This window comes from Streptomyces sp. NPDC004031, assembly GCF_053604375.1.
Genome location: NZ_JBSGHL010000060.1, coordinates 1 through 22,779 on the forward strand (window position 1 = coordinate 1; position 22,779 = coordinate 22,779).

The window sequence follows — 22,779 nt, forward strand, 5'->3', positions numbered from 1 at the left end:
GACGTCCGATGACCTCGACCGTTTCCCCCGCCGAACCTCCCGCGTCCCCCGCCCCGCTGGACGCCCTCCTGCGCCACTTCGCCGATCTGCGCGAGCCTGTCCGCGCGTCCAGGGCGCCCCGGCCCCGGGCCGCGTCAGGCCGCCTCCACGGCGGTGCAGCGCCAGCGCTCGGGCCCGTAGCCGGTGGCGGCGTCCGGGCCGCCGGCCTCCAGCCGGAAGGCCAGCGCGCGGAAGACGTCCTGGCCCAGGCACACCACCGCGCAGACCTCCAGCGCCCCGCCGGCCGTGCGGAAGGGGTGGCAGCGGTACACGAATGGGGTACGGCCGCGGGCACCGCGCGGGCGCCAGTCCGCGCGCCGGGCGTGCAGCTCCCACAGCCGCTGGTACGCCTCGTCGCGCACCTTTCCGGCCAGCATCGTCAGCGGCTGCCGCCCGGTCAGGACGTCCAGCAGCCGGCCGGCGAACCAGTCGTGCGGCGACTGCGGGCGCAGCACCCCGCCCGGCACCCGGCCCGCGGGCGGCCGCCCGCCGGGGCGGCGCGGGTCCCGGCGGCCGGGCGGGGCCGCGCCCGCGCCCCGCGGCCTGCGGGGCGGCGCGCCGGCGGCGGGAAGCGGGGCGGAGGCGGCGGGCTGGTGCGGTGGCTGCGGCACGGTGGCTCCCCAAGATCGTTACTGGCTGGTAGTCCGGTTCTAGGGGGCGCCCCGGCGGATGGGCAAACGCGTCGGGCGCTGTGCGAGGCCGCCGCGGAATTCACCTGTGAGGCTGGTTGCGCACGTATGCTTCACGCCATGCGCGTCTATATTCCGACGACCATTGCGGGACTTGCCGAGGCGTACAAGGCGGGCGAGGTGGGGCCCGCGCCGATCGACGCCTTCGCCGTGACGCCGAGTCTGCGCGAGTGGTACGTCTCCGACGACATAGAGGAACTGGAGTACGCGGCGCTGTCCCGGGCCGCCCAGGCGTCCCTGCGGCTGCTGGCCGTCCAGCCCGACCTGCCACGACGCCGCACGGTCGTCGCGGTGGACGTGCCCGACGCCGCCGTGCGCTTCGACCCCGACCGGGGGCTGGACCCGTCCGCGCTGGGCGAGGTGCGGCTGAGCCGCCCGGTGCCGCTGTCCGACGCGGCCGCCGTCCACCTGGACTCCGACGAGGCCGAGGGCGACGTGTCCGCGGCCGCGGCCGCGCTGGGCGCCGCCGACGCGGGGGACGACGACGCGCAGTTCACGGTGGACGGCGCCGAGGACCACGAGCTGCTCTGGTACGCGACGCAGGAAATCCCCAACCTGATCGGGTGAACCGCGGGTCCACCGGTCGGCCCATCACCCGTATGTGCGTACGGTCCGACCGTGCGCCTGTCGGGTGTTCGGAATGTCGCACTGCGGGTGGAGTTATCCACAGGCCGTGAGACCCGGTGGGGGCTCACGCGAGTACGGTTCCTTCCATGAGCACGCATCTCGTATGGGACTGGAACGGGACCCTCCTCCACGACATCGACGCGGTGATCGAGGCCACCAACGCCTCCTTCGCCGAGATCGGACTGCCCCCGATCACCCTCGACCGCTACCGCGAGCTGTACTGCGTGCCCGTGCCCCGGTTCTACGAGCGGCTGACCGGCCGGCTGCCCTCGGACGCCGAGTGGGAGGTCATGGACAGCGCCTTCCACCGGCACTACTGGCGGCTGGCGCAGTCCTGCGGCCTCGCCGAGGGCGCCGCCGACCTGCTCGCCGCGCGGCAGGCGGCGGGGCTGACGCAGTCGCTGTGCTCGCTCGCGCCGCACGCCGAACTGGTCCCGTTCGTGGCCTCGCACGGCATCACCGAGCGCTTCGTGCGGGTCGACGGCCGCAAGGACGCCTCGACGGCCGGAAAGTCCGAGCAGATGGTCCGCCACGTCAGCTCGCTCGGCGACATCGACCCGCGCCGGGTCGTGGTCATCGGCGACGCCCTGGACGACGCGGCCGCCGCCGCGCACGCCGGAGTGCGCGCCGTGCTCTACACCGGGGGTTCGCACAGCAGAGCGGCTCTGGAAGCGGCCGGGGTGCCGGTGGTGGACAGCCTGGCCGAGGCGGTCGAGCAGGCCGAGCGAATAGCGTCCTGACGGATCGCCGCAGGTCGGGGCCCGATCGCGGCGGCATTCTGTCCATCGGGGCCAAAGGTGGCCGGTGCATTTGTACGAAGACGTCGCCTGACAGCCCTCCCGGGCGGAGCGATAGCCTGGACGCCGTGATCACTGGTGATCCGTTCTCCAGGGGCGGGTTCGTGCCGACGCGCACGACTGACCCCTTTCCCGGCATAGCGTCGTCCCGTAGCGGAAACCCCGCGTACCGGTACGTCGTGCCATCAACCGACGTCACGCAATGGCGCGCGACAGGAGTCAGAAGACATGCAGAGCAAGCTGGACGAAACCAAGGCCGAACGGCTGGCGCAGGCGGCGCAGGTCGGTGAGCACAGCCAGCAGGGGAGGCTGCCCGGCCAGGGACTCGACGCGGAGGCCCTGAGCGCGTTCCTCCAGCGGTACTACCTGCACAGCGCACCGGAAGACCTGGTCGACCGCGATCCGGACGACATCTTCGGGGCGGCGCTGTCGCACTACCGGCTCGCCGAGGTACGCCCGCAGGGCACCGCCAACGTCCGGGTGCACACCCCCACGGTGGAGGAGAACGGGTGGCAGTGCAGCCACACCGTCGTCGAGGTCGTCACCGACGACATGCCCTTCCTCGTGGACTCGGTGACCAACGCGCTGACGCAGGCCAACCGGGCGATCCACGTGGTGGTCCACCCGCAGTTCACCGTCCGCCGGGACCTGACGGGCAAGCTGCTGGAGATCCTGCCCGCCGGCACGGAGCCGGACAGCGGGGCGCTGCCGCACGACGCGCTGGTCGAGTCCTGGATCCATGTCGAGATCGACCGTGAGACCGACCGGGCCGACCTCCAGGAGATCACCGCCGACCTCCGTCGGGTGCTGTCCGACGTGCGGGAGTCCGTCGAGGACTGGGCCAAGATGCGGCAGGCCGCGCAGTCCATCGCCGACGAGCTGGCGGCGAGCCCGCCGCCGCTGCCGCAGCGGGAGATCGACGACGCCCTGGAGCTGCTGCGCTGGCTCGACGGCGACCACTTCACCTACCTCGGCTTCCGCGAGTACGAGCTGATCACCGAATCCGGCGAGGACGGCGGCAGCGAGGACGTGCTGGTCGCCGTGCCGGGGACGGGCCTGGGCATCCTGCGCTCCGACCCGCAGCACCCGCGGGCCGACAGCACCCACCCCGGCCACCCGGGGCACCCCAACTCGCCCTCGTTCAGCAGGCTGCCGGCCGACGCGCGGGCCAAGGCCAGGGAGCACAAGCTGCTCATCCTGACCAAGGCCAACAGCCGCTCCACGGTGCACCGCCCGTCCTACCTGGACTACGTCGGCGTGAAGAAGTTCGACGCCGAGGGCAACGTCATCGGCGAGCGGCGCTTCCTGGGGCTCTTCTCGTCGGCCGCCTACACCGAGTCGGTACGGCGGGTGCCGGTGGTCCGCCGCAAGGTCGAGGAGGTGCTCGCGGGCGCCGGCTTCTCCGCCGACAGCCACGACGGCCGCGACCTGCTCCAGATCCTGGAGACCTACCCGCGCGACGAGCTGTTCCAGACCCCCGCCGAGACGCTCCAGTCCATCGCCACCAGCGTGCTCTACCTCCAGGAGCGCCGCAAACTCCGGCTGTTCCTGCGGCAGGACGAGTACGGCCGCTACTTCTCCGCGCTGGTCTACCTGCCGCGGGACCGCTACACCACCGCGGTGCGGCTGCGGCTGACGAACATCCTCCAGGAGGAACTGGGCGGCCACAGCGTCGACTTCACCGCCTGGAACACCGAATCGGTGCTCTCCCGGCTGCACTTCGTGATCCGTATCGATCCCGGCGGCTCGCTGCGCGAGCTGACCGACTCCGACGTCGAGCACATCGAGAACCGGCTGTCGGAGGCCACCCGGTCGTGGTCCGACGGCTTCGCCGAGGCGCTGACGGCCGAGTGCGGCGAGGAGCGGGCGGCCGAGCTGCTGCGCCGCTACGGGCAGGCCTTCCCCGACGGCTACCGCGCCGACTTCCCGCCGCGGGTGGCCGTCGCCGACCTCCAGCACTTCGAGCACCTCGGCGAGGACGACTTCACCCTCAGCCTGTACGAGCCGGTGGGCGCCGCTCCCGAGGAGCGCCGCTTCAAGATCTACCGCACCGGGGCGCCGGTGTCGCTGTCCGCGGTGCTGCCGGTGCTCCAGCGGCTCGGCGTCGAGGTCGTCGACGAACGCCCCTACGCGCTGCGCCGCTCCGACGGCTCCCGGGTGTGGGTCTACGACTTCGGGCTGCGGCTCGACCCCGCGCTCGGCGACCTCGGGGAGGACGCCCGCGAGCGCTTCCAGGAGGCCTTCGCCGCGGCCTGGACCGACCGCGCGGAGAACGACGGCTTCAACTCCCTGGTGCTGCGCGCGGGTCTGGACTGGCGGCAGGCGATGGTGCTGCGCGCCTACGCCAAGTACCTGCGGCAGGCCGGGTCCACCTTCAGCCAGGACTACATGGAGGACACCCTCCGCACCAACGTCCACACCACCCGGCTGCTGGTCAACCTCTTCCAGGCGCGGCTGTCACCCGACCACCAGCGGGCCGGCAGCGAACTCACCGACGGCATCCTGGAGGAGCTGGACGGCGCGCTCGACCAGGTCGCGAGCCTCGACGAGGACCGCATCCTGCGCTCCTTCCTCAGCCTGATCAAGGCGACGCTGCGCACCAACTACTTCCAGCGCGCCGAGGACGGGCAGCCGCACCGCTACCTGTCGATGAAGTTCGACCCGCAGGCCATCCCCGAACTGCCCGCGCCCCGGCCCGCGTACGAGATCTGGGTGTACTCCCCGCGGGTGGAGGGCGTGCACCTGCGCTTCGGCAAGGTCGCGCGCGGCGGCCTGCGCTGGTCCGACCGCCGGGAGGACTTCCGCACCGAGGTGCTGGGCCTGGTCAAGGCGCAGATGGTGAAGAACACGGTCATCGTGCCGGTCGGCGCCAAGGGCGGCTTCGTCGGCAAGCGGCTGCCCGACCCGGCCGCCGACCGCGACGCATGGCTCGCCGAGGGCATCGACTGCTACAAGACCTTCATCTCCGGCCTGCTCGACATCACCGACAACCTGGTGGCCGGCGAGGTCGTCCCCCCGCAGAACGTGGTGCGGCACGACGGCGACGACACCTACCTGGTGGTGGCCGCCGACAAGGGCACCGCGTCCTTCTCCGACATCGCCAACGAGGTCGCGATCTCCTACGGCTTCTGGCTCGGCGACGCCTTCGCCTCCGGCGGCTCGGTCGGCTACGACCACAAGAAGATGGCCATCACCTCCTCCGGTGCCTGGGAGTCGGTCAAGCGGCACTTCCGGGAGATGGGCGTCAACACCCAGGAGGAGGACTTCACGGTCGTCGGCATCGGCGACATGTCCGGTGACGTGTTCGGCAACGGCATGCTGCTGTCGGAGCACATCCGGCTGGTCGCCGCCTTCGACCACCGGCACATCTTCCTGGACCCCGACCCGGACGCCGCCACCTCCTACGCCGAGCGGCGCCGGCTGTTCGAGCTGCCCCGCTCCAGCTGGGCCGACTACGACACCTCGGTCATCTCGACCGGCGGCGGCGTCTATCCGCGCACGGCCAAGTCCATCCCGGTCAGCGCGGCGGTCCGGGCGGCCCTCGGGATCGAGAAGGGACCGGGCCCGGCCAAGCTCACCCCGGCCGAGCTGATGAAGGCGATCCTCCAGGCCCCCGTGGACCTGTTGTGGAACGGCGGCATCGGCACGTACGTCAAGGCCTCCACCGAGAGCCAGCTCGACGTCGGCGACAAGGCCAACGACGCGATCCGCATCGACGGCACGGATCTGCGCGTCAAGGTGGTCGGCGAGGGCGGCAACCTGGGCTTCACCCAGCTGGGCCGGATCGAGTTCGCCCGCTCCGGCGGCCCGGAGGGCACCGGCGGGCGGATCGACACCGACGCGATCGACAACAGCGCCGGCGTGGACGCCTCCGACCACGAGGTCAACATCAAGATCCTGCTCAACGGTCTGGTCACCGACGGCGATCTGACGGTCAAGCAGCGCAACACGCTGCTGGCGGAGATGACGCACGAGGTCGGCAACCTGGTGCTGCGCAACAACTACGCGCAGAACGTCGCGCTCGGCAACAGCATGGCGCAGGCCGGCAGCCTGCTCCAGGCGCACCAGCGGTTCATCCGGCGGCTGGTGCGTGACGGCCACCTGGACCGGGCGCTGGAGTTCCTGCCCACCGACCGGCAGATCCGCGAGCGGGCGGGCGCCGGACAGGGCCTGAGCGAGCCGGAGATGGCGGTGGTCCTCGCCTACGCCAAGATCACCACGGCCGACGAGCTGATCGGCACGGGCCTGCCCGACGACCCGTATCTGCGCGGGCTGCTGCACGCGTACTTCCCCGTGCCGCTGCGCGAACGCTTCGCCGCGCAGATCGACGCCCACGCGCTGCACCGCGAGATCATCACCACGCTGCTGGTCAACGACACGATCAACACCGCCGGTACGACCTTCCTGCACCGCTTCCGGGAGGAGATCGGCGCGACCACCGAGGAGATCGTGCGGGCGCACACCGCGGCCCGGACGATCTTCGGCCTCGGCGGGATCTGGGACGACGTCGAGGCGCTGGACAACCAGGTGACCGCCGACGTGCAGACCCGGATCCGGCTGCACTCGCGGCGGCTGGTCGAGCGCGCCACCCGCTGGCTGCTCAACAACCGGCTGCAGCCCCTGCAGATCGCCGAGACCATCGACCACTTCGAGGACGGGGTGGCCGCGGTCTGGTCGCAGTTGCCGAAGCTGCTGCGCGGCGCCGACCTGGAGTGGTTCGACACCGTGCACGGCGAGATGACCGGCAGCGGGGTGCCGGAGGACCTGGCCACCCGGGTCGCCGGGCTCTCCTCGGCCTTCCCGGCGCTGGACATCGTGGAGGTCGCGCACCGCAGCGGCAAGGAGCCGCTGGACGTCGCGGAGGTCTACTTCGACCTCGCCGACCGGCTGCAGATCACCCAGCTGCTCGACCGGATCATCCTGCTGCCCCGGTCCGACCGCTGGCAGTCGATGGCCCGCGCCGCCATCCGTGAGGACCTCTTCGCGGCGCACGCGGCGCTGACCGCCGACGTGCTGTCCGCCGGGGACGACGTGGCGACACCCGAGCAGCGCTACCAGGCCTGGGAGGACCAGAACTCCGGTCTGATCGGCCGGGCGCGGACGACGCTGGAGGAGATCCAGGGCGCCGAGGAGTTCGACCTGGCGAGCCTGTCGGTGGCGATGCGCACCTTCCGGACGCTGCTGCGCACGCACCGCTGAGCCGGCCGGGCCGTGGGGGCGCCGGTACGGCCCGGCGCCCCCACGGCCCCCCGCCGGAACCTGAGCAGGCCCCGCAGCCGGCCCCGGGCTCCCGCCCGGACCCCGCCCCGGTCCCACGGCCGGGCCCCACGGCCCCGGCCCCCCGCCGGGCCACCGGCCCTACGGTCCGAGGCGGAAGAGACGCTCGCCCGTGTGCGGGGAGACGGCGACCAGGGTGACGCCGCGCGGGGACGGGCGGTCCGCGGGCAGCAGCAGCCACCGCGCGCCGTAGCGGCGGGCGATGGCCGAGCGGCGCGCGGGTGAGGTGCCGCGGGCGAAGTACGTCCGGACGTCGGCCCAGCGGCGGGCGCGCTCGGCGGCCGGGGTCGACGGGTCGGGCCATGTCGGGGCGGCCAGGAAGAGGCCGTAGGCGGGCAGCACGTGCAGCGGCACGTTGTCGTCCGTCAGGACGGTGCCGCCCGCTGGCACCCGGTCCGCGACCCAGCGGTAGTCCGGCCAGCGCGCCGGGTGCGGGGTCGCGGCGGGCAGCCAGCGCTGCGGCACCACCGCGCCGACCTGGGCGAAGAGCGCGAAGCCCAGCGCCACCGCGGCCAGCGGCGCGAGCACCGCGCGCAGCCGGGTCCACGGCGGTACGGCCGCCAGCTCCACCGCGAGCGCGAACTGCGGCGGCACGAGCAGCAGCCCGATGACCCGCCCGTAGGTGTAGTGCCCGCTCACCCACCCGTATCCGGCGAGGAGGGCGTCGGCGGCGAACATCAGCACCAGCGGGTCGCGCGGCCGCCGCCGCACCCGCAGGGCCAGCGCCGGGAGCCCGGCCAGGGCGAGGCCGTACCACTGCCAGGGGTGGGTGTAGAGGCGGCGGTGCACCGCGTCCACGGTGGTGTCACCGGCCAGCGCGAAGACGTCGAAGTACGGCCAGGCCGCCGCTGCCGCGACGCCCGCCGCCGCGGTGAGGGCCCAGCGCAGCCACACCGTGCGGGACCGCCCGCGCTGCCGCCCCGCCACCGTCGCCGCGATGCCGACGGCGGCGCCCAGCGCGGTGATCGGGTGGATCAGCAGCAGCGCCCCGCCCGCCGCCCCGAGCCCCGCGTGCTGCCACCACGAGCCTCCGCGCCGGGCCAGCCGGTCGGTCCAGGCCCACAGCAGGAAGGTCACCCCGACGGCGAAGGTGCTCGGGTACGAGGCCCCGCGGGTCAGCGACCACACCCCGCAGAAGCCGCTCCACTCCTTGCCCCGCACCCCCCACAGCAGCGTGAAGGCGAGCAGCGCGTACACCGGTGCGAGGCGGCGCGTGCTCAGCGTGCGGGCGTAGGCGCCGACACCCGTGACGAGCACCGCGAGGTTGAGCGGCCCGGCCCAGCGCACGGCCTCCCACCCGGCGGCCCCGGTCAGCCGGGCGGCCAGCCCCAGCGCGACGATGTACGGCGAGTAGTACGGGCTCCCGGCGCCGGATTCGTCCAGCAGCGGGTTCGCCGGGTGCCACGGGTCGTCCCGGACGCGCTGGACGGCGGAGGCGTGCTGCCCGAAGTCCGACATCACCGGGGTGTGCCAGGCCACCACGGCGATCAGCAGCCAGAACGCGCTCCCGGCCACCGCGTACGGCGACGGCCGCCACGCCCGCACGCGCGGTGCGACCGTGACCCGCGCCGTCCCCGTCACCACCGGCCCCACCCCGCGCCCGTCACCGCTGCTCCCCACCCGGTCCCGTCCCCCGCCGTCCCCGTCACCACCGGTCCCACCGACCCCACCCGGTCCCTTCCCCCCGCCCCGCAGCCGCGGGCCCCCGCGTCCTCACGCCGCCGCCTCCTCCTCCGGGCGCGGGGGAGCCGACCGGCCGCGGAAGGGGCGGCGCCAGGCCGGGACCGGTTCCGCGGGCGGCCGGTCGGCGGGGTGCGCCGCGGCGAGCAGCGGCACCGACAGGAAGCCCAGCAGCACGGGCGCCGCCATGTAGCGGAAGAGCCCCGCGGGTGTCGCGACCAGCACCGCGATCTGCAGTCCCGCGGTGGTGGCGGCGAGTGCGAGGGCGGCGCGCAGCGGGCGCCGCCGCATCACCCGGGCCACGATCAGGTACGTCGCCCAGCACCACAGGGAGCCGGTCCACAGCAGCCAGGTCAGTTCGGGTGCGCGGGCGGCGGTGTAGGCCCACACGCCCGCGCGGTGCAGGGTCGCGGAGGGTACGCCGGTGCGCAGCGCGGGCAGCCAGCGGCTGCCGGCCATGGGGTGGCCGGGGAGGGCGTAGCCGAAGCGGTCGGCGGGGATCACCGGCGGCTGGACGTAGATGTCGGTGTCGTTGTGGGGCAGGGCCCAGGCGATGCGTCCGCGGCACAGGTGCGCGGAGATCATCAGGTCGGGCCGCTGGGTGAGTACGTGCTTCCACACGCCCATCAGCCGGCCGTTGAGGCGCTCGGCGGCGGGCCGGTCGAACGGCGGGGCCATGAGCGGGTCGACCCAGGCGCAGTTGGCGCCGCCGCCCGACCAGTGTGCGAGCGGTGCGACCTGCCGCATCACCGCGAGGTCGGAGCCGCGGAAGGACTGCGGGGCGCGGTGGTAGGCGACGGCGATGTCGGCGTAGTTGAAGGCGTAGTACGAGCTGGTGCGCGGTGACTGGATGCCGATCGCCGGGTAGACGGCGAAGTTCAGGCCGAGCGCGACCGCGGTCGGGATCAGCGTGACCGCGGCGATCCGGCGCCACCAGCGCGGGATCGCGGCGAGCAGCACCAGGCCCGCGACGACGACCGCGGGGTAGGCGTTGTTGCGGAAGAGCGACAGGCCGGTCATGGCCGCGGCCAGCATCCACCAGTGGGCCGTGGGCCGCTGCCGCACGGCCAGGTGCGCGCACGCGCCGAAGGCCAGCACGGCGGCGATGGCGTAGGCGCTGTCCTTCCACACGAAGATGCCGAACGTGCCGGTGGACGGGATCAGCACGACCACCAGCGGGGCGAGGGCCGCCCACCGGCCGCGCACGCCGAGGGCGCGCAGGCCGTGGCAGGCGTAGCCGAGTCCGGCGGCCAGCACCACCGTCTGGAGGAAGGTCAGCGCGCCGAGGCCGCCGGTGATCTGGAGCGACAGCCACACCAGCACGTCGTAGGCGACGGAGTGGTCGCTGCGCCAGTGACCGGTCGTCACCTGCCAGACGTAGGTGACCGTGTCGAAGCTCATCAGGCCCGGGTAGAAGGCCAGCCACCACAGCAGCAGCACGAACTCGCAGGCCGCGGCGACCGCGAGGGGCAGCCGGGCGTGCGGCGGGACGCGGTCGGCGGCCCGCCGCAGCGCGGCCGGCGGCAGCGGCAGGCGGCGGGCCCCGGACGGCGGTGCGTCGACGCTCACCTGGCGGTCCGGCGGTCCGCCGAGGGGGCTGCGGGCACCGCGCAGACCATCACGAACTCGTTGTACTTGAAGATCCGTCCGGCCCGCCGCGGCAGCGGGAAGGAGTACGTCCGGCGGATCGCGAGCCCGGCGGTCGCGGCCTCCTTGGCCAGCTCCTCGAAGCCCACGTAGCGCACGTGCGTGGCGTCGCTCGCGAAGCCCGCCTCCTGCGGGGTGATCAGCACGACGCGCCCGCCGGGCCGTACGTACGGCAGGTAGGCGTCCAGCAGCGCGGTGGCCGTGTCGCCGTCGAGGTGCTCCAGGACATGCGCGCACAGCAGGGCGTCGAAGGCGCCGGGCACGAAGCCCGCGGCGGTGAACTCGTCGGGGGTGTACGCGGTCAGGCCGCGTTCGCGGGCCGCGGCGACCGAGTACGGGTTGTGGTCGACGCCGACGCTGCCCGGCGGGCAGTGCTGGAGGTTGCGGCCCACCCCGCAGCCGACGTCCAGTGTTCTGCCCAGCCGCAGCCGGCGCAGGTTCCAGCGGTAGGGCGCCTGGGTGGGCAGCAGCCGCCGCCCCAGCAGGCGGGCGGTGTAGTCGGGGGTGGTGGTGTCGGACATCGCGGGTCTTTCACGCCTTTCACGTCACAGCTGGTACGGCCGGGTTGGCCGAGGGGAGTCCGGCGGCCCGTCGGCGTCCCGCCCACCGGGCCGGGCCGCCTGGGCCGCCTCCGGTACGGGCCCGGTCCCGGCGGGGTCCGCGCCGGGTGCCCCCGGCGCACGGACCGGCGGGGCCTCCGGCCACGGGGCCCGGCGCGGGGCGAAGGCGTGCCGCAGCAGGGCCTGCGCCGCCGGGCGGGAGGACACGGCGGCCGGCAGCAGCGTCAGGGCGTGCAGCCGGGAGGACCAGTGGCGGCGGGCCGCGCGGGCGGCGCGCGGCCACCCGTGGGCGAGCAGCCGCGCGCAGGCGCCGAGGAAGAAGTCGCGGGCCTCGTCGAAGCGGGCGCCGGTCGCGGCCTGCGCGGCGGACGCGCTCTCCGCGTGCCGCCGGTAGCGGAAGCAGATCTCCGGGTCGGTGGCCAGCCGCCCGCCGTCCAGCAGCAGGTCGAGGACGACGGCCAGGTCCTGGATCACGCCCAGGTCGGCGCGGAAGGGGTGGCGGCGCAGCGCGTCGGTGCGCCAGCACACGGAGGGGAAGTAGAGCCAGTTGCCGCGCAGCAGCGACACCGCCAGGTCCTCGCCGCCGAGCAGCGCGGGGGCCCGGCGCACCCGGCCGGGCGCGTACAGCCGCTTCTTCGCGGTGTCGGTGAGGGTGCGGCAGGGCCGTCCGTCGGCGTCCACGACCTGCACGCCCGGCTGCACCATGACGGCGCCGGGGGAGCGGCGCAGCGCGCGCCGCACGGTCTGCAGGTAGCCGGGCAGCATCAGGTCGTCGCAGCCCATGAGCACGACGTAGGGTGCGCGGGCCAGTTCGACGCAGCGGTTGAAGTTGCCGGTCACCCCGAGGTTCTCGGGGTTGCGCAGGTAGTGCACGCGCGGGTCGTCGAGCCCGGCGAACCACTCCGGCACGCCCGGCTCGCGCCCGTCGTCCACGACGGTGAGCCGCCAGTCGTCCCCGTCCTGCGCCTGCACGCTGCGCACCGCCGCCCGGAGCAGGGCGACGTCCCCGTAGTACGGGATCATCACGTCGAACCGCACGCCGCCGCCGTTCACCGGTGGGCTCCTGGGGTGTGCGGCATACGGGGCAGGTCGGCGCGGGTCGGGGCGGGCACCCGGCGGGTCAGCGCGAGCAGCAGCACCAGGCCGGTGCGGGCGAGGTAGACCAGGGCGCGGCCCGCGGACTGGCTGGGCGCGCCCGCCGCGCGCGGCCGCATCGCGACCGGCACCTGGCACACGTGGTAGCCGCGGCGCAGCGCCCCCACCATGCTCTCGACGGTGTCGCCCAGGTATTCGGCCGGGTACCAGCGGGCGAAGAAGGCGATGAGGTCGCCGTTGCAGGCCCGGAAGCCGGACGTGGAGTCGGTCAGCCGGGTGCCGGCGAGCGCGGACAGCACGAGCGACAGCAGCCGCATCGTCCAGCGCCGCGGCCCGCGCACCTGGTAGTCGCCGACGCCCGCGAAGCGCGCGCCGACCGCGAGGTCCGCGGTGTCCAGGGCGGCCAGCAGCGCGGGCACGTACGCGGGGTCGTGCTGGCCGTCGGCATCGACCTGCACGGCGGCGTCGTAGCCGTGGTCGAGGGCGTAGCGGTAGCCGGTGCGCATCGCGCCGCCGACGCCCAGGTTGTACGGCAGCCGCGCCACCATGGCGCCCGCGCTGCGGGCGGTCGCGGCGGTGAGGTCGGTCGAGCCGTCGTCGACGACCAGGACGTCCGCCCACGGCACCGCGGTGCGCAGCTCCTTGAGGACGGCGGCGAGCCCCGCGGCCTCGTTCCACGCGGGCACGATGACCAGCACCCGGCGCGTCCCGCCCGGCGTGCGGGGGGCGGCAGGGGCGGTGCCCGGCGCGGTGGCCGTCCCCGCGCCCGCCGCCGGGTCCGCCGTGCCCGGGGCCGTGTCCGTGCGCGCGGCGCCGCCCGTTCCGGCGCCGAGACCGGCGCCCGCGTCGAATCCCGCTCCCGACCTCATCCGGAGCGCTCCGGGCGCTGCGCGGCCGTGGGGGCGGGCGCGGGGGAGGGGGCCGGGCCCGGGTCGGGGGCGTCGATCTCCGTCCTGAGCAGGGCGATCTCCTCGGCCAGCGTCCTGGTCTTCTCCTCCAGGCGGCTGGACTCCCAGCTCAGGTGCAGGCAGACCAGGAGCAGCAGCACGATGCCCGCGAAGAGCACCAGGCTGACGCCCGACTTGATGCCGACGCTGCCCGCGACGGAGTCCAGCATCCACGGGAAGAGCCCGAGCGGGACGACCGCGGAGCCGACCGCGAGCCACAGGGCCGCGTACTTCTCCTTGAGCTGGTGGCGGCGCAGCAGCTCCAGGATGCAGGCCAGCAGGGCCAGTCCGGTGAGCGAGGTGATCACGGACAGCTGCACGGTGACGGCCTCCAGGAATCGCAGGGGTGCCGGGGTGCGTGGGGCATGAGAGACCAGGGGGGTGAGGGAGGGGAGGGGGGTTCGGCGGGGCGCGGGCCGCGGGGCGGGGCCGTTCCGCGGCCCGCGCCCCGCCTCATCAGATCCGCGGCCCGCGCAGAATCAAGTCCGCCACGCGGGCGGCGGCGCCGCCGTCGTCCAGATGGCAGAAGGCGGCACGGAAGGCGTCGTACGCGGCCCCGTACGGCCCGACCGCGGCGGCCGGGTCGCGCAGCGCGGCGATCAGCTCCGCGGTGTCCGACAGCAGCGGGCCGGGGGCCTGCGCCTCGAAGTCGAAGGTGAAGCCGCGCAGGGTGTCCCGGACGTGCGCCAGGTCCGGGGCGAGCAGCAGGACCGGGCGGCCGGTCACCGCGAAGTCCGCGAGCAGCGAGGCGTAGTCGGTGACCAGCACGTCGGCGGCGAGCAGCAGCTCGGCCAGGTCCTGGTGGCCGGACACGTCCCGGACGAAGCCGGTGCCGTCCGGCGCGGCCGGCACGGTGTCGGCGACGCGCGGGTGGGCGCGCACCAGCAGCACGTGCGTGTCGCCGAGTTCGGCCTCCAGCGCCGCGAGGTCGGCGGCCAGGTGCAGCCGCTGGTGCCCGGCGTCGTAGGCCTCGTCGTCGCGGACGGTCGGCGCGTACAGCACGACCGTGCGGCCCGGCGGCAGGGCGAGCCGGGCACGCACCTCCTCGGCGACCTTCTCCCGGTCCTCGCCGCTGAGCAGGTCGGTGCGCGGCAGCCCGGTCTCGGCGGTCTCGCCGTGGAAGTCCAGCGCGCGCCGCAGCACGGGCGTGCTCTGCGCGTTCGGCGAGAGCAGCAGGCTCCACTGGTCGCCGCGCCGCGGCTGCGGCCACATGTGGGTGAGATCCGCGCACAGCGTGCCGGCCAGGTCCTGGCCGAAGCGCTTGACCGGGCTGCCGTGCCAGGTCTGCACGACGTGCTGCCCGTCGCGGCGGCGGAAGAAGGCGGGCAGATGGGTGTTGGTGACGACGCAGCGGCTGCGCGCCAGCGCCTCGTACCAGTCATGACTGCCGATCACCACCGCGCGCGCGGCCGCCGGCACGGGCACACCGCGGTCGGCGACCGCCCACACGTGCTCCATCGCCACCCCACGGCGCACCAGCTCGCCGTGCACGGCGCGCGGCGAGTCGTCGCAGCGGCGGCCGTCGAAGCTGCTGTAGAGGACGGTCTCGGTCAGCTCGCGGCGCAGCAGCACGGGGTAGCGGCGCTCGCGCAGCATCCGCTGCCGGTACGGGCCCCGGTCGTCGGCCGGTACGGGGTCGCCCGCGGCGACGAACAGGTGGTCGTGGAAGCGCCGGTCGACGGTCACCGGGCGGGCACCCTCGGCCTCCGGCCGCGCCAGCGGCAGCGCGGGCATCGCGGTGGGCGCGATCCGTACGGGGGTGTCCCGGCCGTCCGCCCGCAGGTGCAGATACCAGCGTCCGGCGTGCGGGAGGGCGCCGACGTCCACGGACGCGGCGAACCGGGCGCCGCCCTCCTCCTTCCTGACGCCGACACCGGTCTCGGCGCCGTACGTGCCGTGCCGCAGCACGAGCCGCACGGATTCCGCGGCCGCGGGCGCGGCGGGGTCGGCGGCGGTCCCGGCCACGGCAGCCGGTTCGGCGGCGGGCTGCGGTACGGCCCCGGGCTCGGCGGCGGGTTCCGCGGGCTCGCCGGGTGCGGCGGCCTCGTCGGTACGGCCGGGTCCGGCTGCTGCGGCGTCCTCGTCCGTGCGTCCGGGTTCGGCGCCGGGCGCGGCTGCTCCGGCCGGTTCGGCGGTGGGCTCCGTACCCTCGGCAGGTCCGGCGTCCGCGTCTGTACGCCCGGGTTCGGCCCCGCCCGCCTGCGCGGCCCCGCCCGCCTCTGCGGCCTCGTCCGCCGGGCCGGGCTCGGCGGCCTCCGTTTCCGTGCCCTCGTCCGCCGGGTCCGGCTGCCGCCGCGGGGTCAGGGAGGACGGGAGGTCGCCCTCGACCAGGAGCTGGCCGTCCGGGGTCAGGGTCACGTGGTCCGCGACGGCGTGCGGGATGCGGTCGCGCAGGACGAGGTTGCCGGCGGCCGTGCCCTCCACTGTCAGTTCGCGGGGCACCGGGCCGTCCGCGCCGCGGTCGTCGGCGGGCAGCGGGTAGTGGCCGGGGGGGAGGGGGCGGTCGAGGGCGACGCGGGCGGTGCCGCCGTCGGGGAAGACGAGGTCGGCGGTCCAGGTCGCGGTCGTCTCCGGCGCGACCTCCTTGGGCAGCCCGGTGAGGTCGGGCCGCGCGCGGCCCAGCCGGGCGAGCGGCACCTCGGCGGTCAGCGGTGTCCAGCCGCCCGACGCCTCGCCCGGCGCCAGCCGGACGTCGAGCACGGAGCCGGCGGCCTGCTGGGCGAGCCGCAGCGAGACCGGCAGGGTGCCGTCGCGGACGTCGAGCGCGAGCCGCAGCGCCGTGCCGTCGGGGCTCTCCCGGTGGCCGGTGAGGCGCCGGGTGACGGGTTCGACGGACAGGTGCAGCCGGCCGTCCTTGTACCAGGGCACGAGGCGGATGTCGTCGGTGAGCGGGAAGGGCACGGGAGAGGATCCGGCGCCGGTCTCGGCGGCGCGCAGCGCGGCGGGGCGCACGCCCGCGGCGCCCGCGAGCACCACACCGATCCGCCACTGCCCGGCCTTCCACTGCCCCTGGTCGCGCAGCCGCGCGGGGTCGACGGTGATCTCGAAGCCGGACCAGTCGTAGCAGTGGCGTTCCTGACGCTGCTCGTCGGTGACGTCCTGCGTCCGGACCGCGCGCAGCGGCAGCAGCAGGCGGCGCCGCCCGCAGGTGGCCACCGCGGTGGTGAACTGGGTGTGGCGGCCGCGGGCGTCGGCGTTGCGGACGTAGGCGTAGCCGCTGAGCACCAGTTTGCCGTCGCGCCACCGCAGGTCGCGCAGCCGGGCGACGACGGGCAGGTCGGAGCGGCCGACGGCGGTCGCGGCGCGGGACAGCGGCACGGGTGTGCCGTCCGGGCGCGGCAGGGCGGCGCGCTTGCGCAGCGGCGGGCCCGTGAGGTCGAAGACGGTGCGGCCGCCGTGCTGCTCGTGGGCGAGGACGTCGAGCAGGTCGTCGAGCCGGCCCTCGCGGATCAGCTCCCAGCGCAGCCGCAGTTCGACGGGCAGGCCGGGGAAGAGGCCGGGGTCGACCCGGCTGAGGTAGTCGGCCGCGCGGTCCATGAAGACCCGGCGGTAGTCGGGGCCCGCCATCGGCAGCGCCTCGATGAAGTAGAGCAGGTCGTCGGTGAGGACGGAGCGGTCGTAGTCGCGCTTGTACCTGCTCCAGCGGGTGTTGGCGGGGTCGGCGAGGAAGCGGGAGACACCGTCGACGGCGGCGATGCGGTCGGTGACGCCCTTGACGTCGGTGCGCCGCCGGGTGATCGAGCCCTCCCGGATGCGCCAGTAGTACACGTGCTCGTGGGAGACGTCGACGGCCTCGGCGAGGAAGTGCGCGGGGATCGTCACCGGTGTGTCCTCGTAGAGGACGCCCTCGGGGAAGGCGAGCCGGTGCCGGTTCCAGAAGTCGCGGCGGAAGACCTTGTTCCAGGCCACGCGGTCCGACAGCAGGCCCAGGTCGCGGGTGATGTGGGTGCGGCTGACGGTCTTCGTCATGCCGCGGTGCTGCCAGGCCTGGCTGCGCCCGGCGGCGGTGAGCCGGTAGACGTTGCCGGTCGCGAAGTCCGAGCCGGAGCGGTCCAGCAGCGCGGTGAGCCGGTCGTACGCGTACGGCGGGAGGACGTCGTCGCTGTCGGCGAAGGTCAGGTACTCGGTGTCCGGGTGGGCGTGCCGGGCGCCGGTGTTGCGGGCGTGGCCGAGCCCGCCGTTGGCCTGGGAGACCAGGCGGAAGCGGGAGTCGCCCGCGGCGAACGCGCGGGCGATGTCCGCACTGGCGTCCGTGGACCCGTCGTCGACCATCACCACGTCGAGGGCGGCCAGCGACTGCGCGGCGATCGACCGCAGGCACTCCTCCAGGTACTGCTCGACGTTGTAGACGGGCACGACGACGGTCAGGCGGGGCGTCATGGGACGGCAACGCTCCTTTCAGTGGCGGCGGCAGACCATGCCGTGTGGTTCAACTCGCCGCGCCCTGAGCGGTCACCGTAGGTAGGCCGAACGAGCGACACGACCCCGCGGATCGACACACGGTGTCCGTGTGATTACCCTCGGAAGCTACCCCGTGCCGGAAACCGCCGATCTGTCCAGGATGGTCATGCCACGCTTCAGCGTCGTCGTCCCCGCCCACCGAGCGCAGGGCTTCCTGCGCGTCTGCGCCGAGTCCGTGCTCGGCCAGTCCTACGGCGACCTCGAACTGGTCGCCGTCGACGACGCCTCGCCCGACGCGTCCGGCGCGGTCGCCGCCGACCTCGCGGCCGCCGACCCGCGGGTCCGCCCGGTCCGGCTCGACGTCCACCGCGGCACGGGGCTCGCCCGGGACGCCGGAGCCGCCCACGCCACCGGCGACTACCTGCTCTTCCTCGACGCCGACGACGTCATGACCCCCGGCACCCTCGCCGCCCTCGACGCCCGCCTGACCCGCACCGGCAACCCCGACGTGCTGCTCTTCGACCACGAGCGCTTCACCGTGTGGGAGAACGTCCAGGAGAGCGGCGACGGCGACTTCCTGGCCGCCGCCGGGGAGCGCGTCTTCACCGCCGCCGAACGCCCCGGCTGCCTCGGCTGCTACCCCGCCGCCTGGAACCGCGCGGTGCGCCGCGACCACTGGACGGCGCACGGCTTCGCGTTCGGCGACGCTCCCTACGCCGACATCGCCGTCGCCGCCCGCGTGCTGACCGCCGCCGAACGGATCGCGTGCCTGGACCGGGTGTGCGTCCGGTGGCGCAAGCGCCGCTCCGGCAGCCTCACCACCACCCGCGGCCCCCACCACCTGGCCGTACTCGACCGCTACGACGAGCTGTTCGCCGAGATCACCGACGGGCCGCAGCGCGCCGCGCTCTACGGGCAGATGGCCGCGCAGCTCATGGCCGTCGGCGAGGACCGGCTCACCCCCGACGCCACCCCCGACTTCGTCCGCCGCGCCGGGCGGCTGCTCACCGCGCACCGCCCCGCCGGATGGACCGCGCCCGAACCCGCCGAGGCCCGCTGGGTACGGGCCGCCGGCAGCGGCTCCTACCCCCGCTACCGCGCCGCCATGGCCCTGCGCACCCTCGCCGCGGGCGCCCTCCGGCGGCTGCGCGCCCAGCGGCACGGCCTGGCCCGCGCGGCCTACCAGCGCTACTACCGGATGCGGCTGCGCCGCCCGATCGACCCGAACCTGGTCGTCTACGCCGCCTACTGGAACCGCGGTGTCGCCTGCAACCCCGCCGCCATCGCCCGCAAGGCCGCGGAGATCGCCCCGCACCTGCGCGCCGTGTGGGTCGTCACCAAGCGCGACCGGGACGCGCTGCCGCCCGGCACCGACCACGTCGTCGTCAACACCCGCCGCTACTGGGACGTCCTCGCGCGCGCCCGCTACCTCGTCAACAACGCGAACTTCACCGGGACCGTCGTCAAACGCCCCGGGCAGACGTACGTCCAGACCCACCACGGCACACCGCTCAAGCACATGGGCATGGACCTGCGGGCCCGGCCCGCCGTCGGCAAGGGCATGAGCTTTGGGCGGCTGCTCGACCACGCCGACCAGTGGGACTACTCGCTCGTCGCCAACCAGCACTCCGCGGAGGTCTTCGACCGCGTCTACCCCAGCGGCTACACCACGCTGCCCAGCGGATACCCGCGCAACGACGTCTTCTACGCGGCGGGCGCCGAGCAGGTACGGGCCGCGCGGCAGGCCCTCGGCATCGCCGACGGCACGGTCGCGATCCTCTACGCGCCCACCCACCGCGACTACCAGCGCGACTTCGTGCTGCCGCTCGACCTCGGACGGCTCGCCCGCGAACTCGGACCCGGCCACACGCTGCTGGTGCGCGCCCACTACTTCTACGGCGAGAGCCCCGAACTGGAGGCGCTGCACGCGGCCGGGGCGATCGTGGACGTCTCCGCCCACCCCAGCGTGGAGGAGCTGTGCCTCGCCTCCGACGCGCTCGTCACCGACTTCTCCTCGCTGATGTTCGACTACGCGAACCTGGACCGGCCGATCGTCGTCCACGCGGCCGACTGGGAGGCGTACCGGGCCGCGCGGGGCGTCTACTTCGACCTGCTGTCCGGCAGGCCCGGCGAGACGCCGGGCGCTGTCGCGCGGGACGAGGCATCGCTCGCGGAAGCTTTCCGCTCCGGGGCGTACCGCGGGGAGGCCGCGGCTGCTCTGCGGGCGGCTTTCCGGACGCGCTTCTGCGCGTACGACGACGGGCTCGCGGCGGAGCGCGTCGTCCGCCGCGTGTTCCTCTCCGAGGAGGGGCTGCTTCCTTACCGGCCGCTGGAGGAACGGCGTCCGGCGCCGGCGCCCGTGCTCGCGCCCGCTCCCGCGGAGACCTCGGCCCCTGCGGTGCCGGCGCCCTGACGCCGGGGGCTGCCTCTTGCCGTAGACGTCGCGATCTGCCGGTGCGTGGGGGCTGAGCGCGCAGTTCCCCGCGCCCCTGGGTGATTGCCACTTGGCGTGGCATGTCGCCTTCCCCCGGTGGGGGCTGAGCGCGCAGTTCTCCCCCAGGCTTCGCCCGGGAGGTGCCCCCACGCGCCCCTGAAAAACGCTCACCCTGCGGGGGAGGGCACCCACCGGGGGCGCGTGGGGGCACCCCCCGGGCGAAGCCTGACCGCAAGGTCCGGAGCGGAGCTCAGGGGGCTGGGCGAACGGCCCCGCGGGTCGGGGCCGGGGGCAGGCCCGGGACCGGGGTGCGGTCGGGGAGGGGGACGACCGCGGGGAGGCCGCCCTCCTCGGAGAGGAACACGCGGCGGACGACCCGCTCGGCCGCGTGCCCGTCGTCGTAGGGGCAGAAGCGTGCCCGGAAGGCCGCCCGCAGGGCGGCCGCGCGGGTGCCGGACCAGGAGCCGGTCGCGAGGATGTCGGTCAGCTCGTCCTGGGTGCGGGCGACGGGGCCGGGCGGCGTGGCGGTGACGTCGAAGTACACCCCCCGGGTGGCCCGGTAGGTCTCCCAGTCGGGGACGTGCAGGACGATCGGCCGGTCCAGCCCGGCGTAGTCGAACATCAGGGACGAGTAGTCGGTGATGAGCCCGTCGGAGGCGAGGCACACCTCCTCCGCGCAAGGGTGCGCGCTGACGTCGATGACGCGGGGGTGGGCCGCGGGCGGGGCGGTGTCCGGCGTGTGGAAGTAGTGCGCGCGCATCAGCAGGACGACGGAGGGGCCGAGTTCCTCGGCGAGCCGGGGCAGGTCGAGCAGGGGCCGGAAGCCGCGTTCGTAGTCGCGGTGGGTGGGGGCGTAGAGGAGGGCGGTCGCGGTGCGTGGGATGCCGAAGCGGTCGCGCAGCGCGAGGACGTCCTCGGGGGTGGCCCGGTGGAAGACGTCGGTGCGCGGCTGCCCGTACTCCAGACAGGTGAACGCCGCGGGGTAGGCGCGCTCCCACACCAGGCTGGAGTGGCGGCTCGCGGAGACGCTGTAGTCCCAGCGGTCGACGTGCCGCAGCATGCGTTCGAAGTCCGTGCCGCGGGCGGCGGCCGGGTGCGCCATCAGGTCGATGCCCATGTGCTTGAGCGGGGTGCCGTGGTGGGTCTGGACGTTGACCTGGCCGGGGCGTTTGGCGTAGCGGCGGTGCAGGTTGACGTTGCTGACCAGGTAGGACGCGCGGGCCAGGGCCTTCCAGCAGGCGGCCGAGCCGGGTTCGAGGCGCTGGACACCGTGGGGGAGGGTGTGCGCGTGGGCCTCGGTGGTGATCCAGGCCGTCCGCATGTGCGGGGCCAGTTCGCGTACGGCGGCCTCGATCGCGGCGGGGTTGCAGGCGTAACCGCGGTCCCAGTAGGCGGAGAAGACGGCGAGGCCGGGGTCGAGCGGGCGGCGCCGCTGGAAGCGGTAGTACGCGTGCAGGGCGGCCTCGCGGGCCCGCCGCCGCAGCACACCGGCCTGCCGGGCGGTGCGCAGCCGCAGCCGGTGCAGCCCGCCGAGGGCGGTGAAGGTGCGGCGGGCGCCGAGTGCGATGAGCAGGTAGCGCACCCCGCTGCGGCGGCCGGGGGCGATGCGGAAGCCCTCCGGGCGCAGCTTGCGGTACTGGGCGCGGCAGCGGCGGAAGAACTCCGGGCGGGAGGAGGGGGGCAGCCGGTCGGGCAGGGTGAAGACGGTCGAGAGGTGGTCGAGCATCCGGCGGAAGAGCACCCCGCGCCACTGCTCCAGCGCGGGGTCGGCGTCGATCAGGGCGAAGAGCAGGTCGTACTGCCTGAAGATCTCGAAGTGCCGGCGGCTGGTGGTGCGCAGGATGCCGCGGCGGCGGCGCTGCCGGTAGTGGACGCACACCTGGTCGAGCAGGGCGATGCTGCGCGCGGTCATCAGCGCCGGGTACGTCCAGGGGGTGTCCTCGTAGTAGCCGGTGGGGAAGAGCAGGCCGGTGCGGGTGAGGAAGTCGCGGCGGTAGGCCTTGTTCCAGGCGACCATGATGAGCCGCAGCAGTTCGGGGCGCTCGGCGAGGGTGAAGACCTGCGGGCCGGTCTGTGCGAGCAGCGCCGCGAACTGGTTGCGCTCGGCCCGGCCGTCCCAGTACGTGCGCACGTAGTCGAAGACCAGCAGGTCGGGGTGGCCGGTGGCGTCGATACGGGCGGCGACGGCGGCGAGCGCGCCGGGCGCGTAGGTGTCGTCGCTGTCGAGGAAGAGGACGTACTCCCCGGTGGCGCGGGCGAGACCGGCGTTGCGGGCGGGGCCGAGGCCGACGTTCTCCGGCAGGTGCAGCACGGTGACGCGGGGGTCGCGCGCGGCGTAGGTGTCGGCGATCTCTCCGCTGCCGTCCGGCGAGCAGTCGTCCACCACGATGACCTCGATGTCGCCGTAGGACTGGCCGAGCACGGAGTCCAGGCAGGCGTGCAGATAGGCCTGCACGTGGTAGACGGGCACGATGACGCTGAAGCGGGGCACAGCAGCACATCCAGGTTCGGCACGGGGGCAGGGACGCTTACGCCGCATACGCGAGGAATGCGGCGTGTGACGCTATATATCCTGCGAACGCGCGG

The 22,779-nt window shown here is 74.5% G+C and carries 13 protein-coding genes; 4 read left to right on the forward strand and 9 right to left on the reverse strand.

All coding sequences use genetic code 11. The features are described 5' to 3' along the window. Nucleotides 1–134 precede the first annotated feature (134 nt). On the reverse strand, nt 135–650 hold the full coding sequence (locus ACWERV_RS29670) for an Rv3235 family protein (RefSeq protein WP_398180939.1): 516 nt from the start codon (nt 648–650) through the stop codon (nt 135–137). A 138-nt stretch (nt 651–788) separates the two neighbouring features. Here ACWERV_RS29670 and ACWERV_RS29675 point away from each other — a divergent pair, with 138 nt between their 5' ends. The 3 genes from ACWERV_RS29675 (at nt 789) to ACWERV_RS29685 (ending at nt 7,351) form a co-directional block, all read left to right on the forward strand. Beyond that, a complete protein-coding gene (locus ACWERV_RS29675) occupies nt 789–1,295 on the forward strand; it encodes a DUF6912 family protein (RefSeq protein ID WP_452938846.1) in 507 nt (168 codons plus the stop codon). Between the two features lie 146 nt (nt 1,296–1,441). After that, nucleotides 1,442–2,095, forward strand: coding sequence for an HAD family hydrolase (locus tag ACWERV_RS29680; RefSeq protein ID WP_452938848.1), 654 nt, complete (start codon nt 1,442–1,444; stop codon nt 2,093–2,095). A gap of 285 nt (nt 2,096–2,380) precedes the next feature. After that, nucleotides 2,381–7,351, forward strand: a complete 4,971-nt coding sequence (locus tag ACWERV_RS29685) for an NAD-glutamate dehydrogenase (protein WP_452938851.1) — start codon at nt 2,381–2,383, stop codon at nt 7,349–7,351. Nucleotides 7,352–7,510: 159 nt separating this feature from the next. Here the strand turns inward: ACWERV_RS29685 and ACWERV_RS29690 are convergent, their stop codons facing one another. The 7 genes from ACWERV_RS29690 to ACWERV_RS29720 form a co-directional block, all read right to left on the reverse strand. Next, nucleotides 7,511–9,013, reverse strand: a complete 1,503-nt coding sequence (locus ACWERV_RS29690; RefSeq protein WP_452938853.1) for a hypothetical protein — start codon at nt 9,011–9,013, stop codon at nt 7,511–7,513. 129 nt (nt 9,014–9,142) lie between these two features. Then, the gene (locus ACWERV_RS29695) at nt 9,143–10,678 is read right to left on the reverse strand and encodes a hypothetical protein (RefSeq protein WP_452938856.1); all 1,536 of its coding nucleotides are present in this window, start codon (nt 10,676–10,678) and stop codon (nt 9,143–9,145) included. Next, complete coding sequence (locus tag ACWERV_RS29700) at nt 10,675–11,277, reverse strand: class I SAM-dependent methyltransferase (protein ID WP_452938859.1); 603 nt, start codon at nt 11,275–11,277, stop codon at nt 10,675–10,677. Before ACWERV_RS29700 ends, ACWERV_RS29695 begins: the two co-directional genes overlap by 4 nt. A gap of 24 nt (nt 11,278–11,301) precedes the next feature. Then, nucleotides 11,302–12,369 (reverse strand): glycosyltransferase, encoded by a 1,068-nt coding sequence (locus ACWERV_RS29705; protein WP_452938862.1) that lies wholly within the window; start codon nt 12,367–12,369, stop codon nt 11,302–11,304. Further along, entirely contained in the window at nt 12,366–13,280 is a 915-nt protein-coding gene (locus ACWERV_RS29710) for a glycosyltransferase family 2 protein (protein WP_452938865.1), read from the reverse strand. The genes ACWERV_RS29705 and ACWERV_RS29710 overlap by 4 nt, the downstream gene beginning before the upstream one ends. After that, on the reverse strand, nt 13,277–13,678 hold the full coding sequence (locus tag ACWERV_RS29715; protein ID WP_398180966.1) for a DUF2304 domain-containing protein: 402 nt from the start codon (nt 13,676–13,678) through the stop codon (nt 13,277–13,279). Before ACWERV_RS29715 ends, ACWERV_RS29710 begins: the two co-directional genes overlap by 4 nt. 136 nt (nt 13,679–13,814) lie before the next feature. Beyond that, complete coding sequence (locus ACWERV_RS29720) at nt 13,815–17,738, reverse strand: CDP-glycerol glycerophosphotransferase family protein (protein WP_452938868.1); 3,924 nt, start codon at nt 17,736–17,738, stop codon at nt 13,815–13,817. A gap of 187 nt (nt 17,739–17,925) precedes the next feature. Here ACWERV_RS29720 and ACWERV_RS29725 point away from each other — a divergent pair, with 187 nt between their 5' ends. Continuing rightward, a complete protein-coding gene (locus tag ACWERV_RS29725; protein WP_452938871.1) occupies nt 17,926–20,172 on the forward strand; it encodes a bifunctional glycosyltransferase/CDP-glycerol:glycerophosphate glycerophosphotransferase in 2,247 nt (748 codons plus the stop codon). Nucleotides 20,173–20,443: 271 nt separating this feature from the next. Here the strand turns inward: ACWERV_RS29725 and ACWERV_RS29730 are convergent, their stop codons facing one another. Continuing rightward, nucleotides 20,444–22,684: a bifunctional glycosyltransferase/CDP-glycerol:glycerophosphate glycerophosphotransferase gene (locus tag ACWERV_RS29730; protein WP_452938873.1), complete on the reverse strand. Its 2,241-nt coding sequence runs from the start codon at nt 22,682–22,684 to the stop codon at nt 20,444–20,446. Nucleotides 22,685–22,779: the final 95 nt, after the last annotated feature.

Excerpts from the sequence above, each read along its gene's own strand:
- ACWERV_RS29675 (WP_452938846.1), top strand. The coding sequence starts at position 789 with ATGCGCGTCTATATTCCGACGACCATTGCGGGACTTGCCGAGGCGTAC.
- ACWERV_RS29680 (WP_452938848.1), top strand. The coding sequence starts at position 1,442 with ATGAGCACGCATCTCGTATGGGACTGGAACGGGACCCTCCTCCACGAC.
- ACWERV_RS29685 (WP_452938851.1), top strand. The coding sequence starts at position 2,381 with ATGCAGAGCAAGCTGGACGAAACCAAGGCCGAACGGCTGGCGCAGGCG.
- ACWERV_RS29700 (WP_452938859.1), bottom strand. The coding sequence starts at position 11,277 with ATGTCCGACACCACCACCCCCGACTACACCGCCCGCCTGCTGGGGCGG.
- ACWERV_RS29710 (WP_452938865.1), bottom strand. The coding sequence starts at position 13,280 with ATGAGGTCGGGAGCGGGATTCGACGCGGGCGCCGGTCTCGGCGCCGGA.
- ACWERV_RS29720 (WP_452938868.1), bottom strand. The coding sequence starts at position 17,738 with ATGACGCCCCGCCTGACCGTCGTCGTGCCCGTCTACAACGTCGAGCAG.
- ACWERV_RS29725 (WP_452938871.1), top strand. The coding sequence starts at position 17,926 with ATGCCACGCTTCAGCGTCGTCGTCCCCGCCCACCGAGCGCAGGGCTTC.